The sequence below is a fragment of the Methylobacterium sp. CCH5-D2 genome (assembly GCF_001556475.1).
GTDB classification, from domain to species: Bacteria; Pseudomonadota; Alphaproteobacteria; order Rhizobiales; family Beijerinckiaceae; genus Methylobacterium; species Methylobacterium hispanicum.
The window spans coordinates 1-1484 of the sequence record NZ_LSIX01000793.1 but is presented as its reverse complement, the minus strand read 5'-3'; the positions used below and the strand labels follow the sequence as shown (position 1 = coordinate 1484).

At 75.7% G+C, this 1484-nt stretch carries 3 protein-coding genes; all 3 read right to left on the bottom strand.

Annotation, left to right across the window (positions count from 1 at the left end; translation table 11 throughout):
• Positions 1-375: MarR family winged helix-turn-helix transcriptional regulator (locus AX737_RS21105; protein ID WP_082773197.1), on the bottom strand; the 375-nt coding region annotated here is incomplete at its 3' end.
• A 131-nt stretch (positions 376-506) separates the two neighbouring features.
• Positions 507-764 (bottom strand): hypothetical protein, encoded by a 258-nt coding sequence (locus tag AX737_RS21100; protein WP_066924653.1) that lies wholly within the window; start codon positions 762-764, stop codon positions 507-509.
• Between the two features lie 179 nt (positions 765-943).
• Positions 944-1336 (bottom strand): MAPEG family protein, encoded by a 393-nt coding sequence (locus tag AX737_RS21095; RefSeq protein ID WP_066924651.1) that lies wholly within the window; start codon positions 1334-1336, stop codon positions 944-946.
• Between the last annotated feature and the right edge of the window lie 148 nt (positions 1337-1484).

Here is a 1484-nt window from a genome sequence, read left to right as displayed (position 1 = left end):
GGCCTCCACGGCGCGCCAGTGCGGCAGGGCGGCCGCGATCGCCGCCTCCCCGGCCCCGGTCAGCGCCGCCACGCGGGCGCGCCCGTCCCGCGGGTCGGGCGCGAGGGCCACCAGGCCGCGCCGCTCCAGCGGGTCGAGGTTGCGCCCCATGGTGGAGCGGTCGAGCGCGGCCTCCTCGGCGAGCCGGCTCACCGGCAGCGGCCCGAGCCGGGCCAGGATGCGCAGGATCGCGAACTGCGTCACCCGCAGGCCCACGGGCGCCAGCGCCGCGTCGTAGGCGGCGGTGGCCGCGCGGGCGGCCCGGCGCAGGGCCGTGCAGGTACAGGGGGACTCTCGAGGCGGATCTTCGGGCGGATCGCCCGGTCTAGCGGACATGGATGCGGGCATATACCCGCATGCCGGCGGCGGCAAGGGGCGGGCCCGAACGCGGGAAGGCCGCCCTGCGGCGGCCTTCCGGTCGGTGGCGCGGGTCCGGTGGGACCCCGGCTAGGGCTTCCGTGCCGGCCTCAGCAGCGGTAGCCGCCCGTGGTCTGGCCGTACTGCTTGACCGGGCGGGTCTGCTGGTTGGCGTTGCCCTCCGCGGCCGAGTCCATCGGGCAGCCCTCGTAGAAGGGCGTGTCGTGCACACCGAGAGGGGCGCCGACATAGCCCATCTCGTAGGGGGCGTAGCCGGTGTAGCGCGCCCCGTAATCGTAGGCCATGGCGGAGACCGGGGCGGCCGCCAGGGCGAGGGCGGCGCATGCGGCGGCGATACGGGTCTTCATGGTCTGTCTGGCCTTCTCGTCTCGCGGACCCGGCTATCCGGGCCTGTCATGGCCACACAACGGGCCCGCGAAGACTGCGTTCCTGTCTCCATGTGCTGCATCGCACATGCGAACGACTGTAAAACCCGGCGTCGCACCGGCCGCGGACCGCCCCGCGGCCGCGGCTTCCCGGTCCCGCCTCACCCCCGCAGGAGCAGCGCGACCGCGGCCACGGCCAGGACGCCGAAGGTCGCGATGGTACCGCCGCCCCGGCAGGCGAATTGCTGCGGCGTGTTCGGGGGCGCCAGCATGCCGACCGGGTGCGCGAGGCGGGCGACCAGCAGCACGACGAGGAGGCCCGTGACGAGCCCGTGCGCGCCCCCGCCCGCCTCGTAGAGCCCGATCAGGACGAGCGCGAACGGCACGTACTCGCCGAAGTTGGCGTGGGAGCGCACGCGCCGGGTCAGGGCGTCGCCGCCGTTGCCGAACAGCGTGTTGCCGGAGACGCGGCCGGCCACCACCCAGGCGGCGAGGCCGAGATAGACGAGGGCGAACAGGCCGGCGAAGAAGGCCGTGGTGGTCGGATAGGTCACGCGGAGGGTCCTCCTGGGGCGGCGCAGGATGTCGGCGCCCCGGCCGGCCGCCGCGGCAGGGCGCCGCCCGCCCGGGAGCTGGCCCGCGCGGGAGCGAACGAGATGGCCCCGCCCCGAGGCAGGGCGATCGCATATGGCGGGGGTCGTC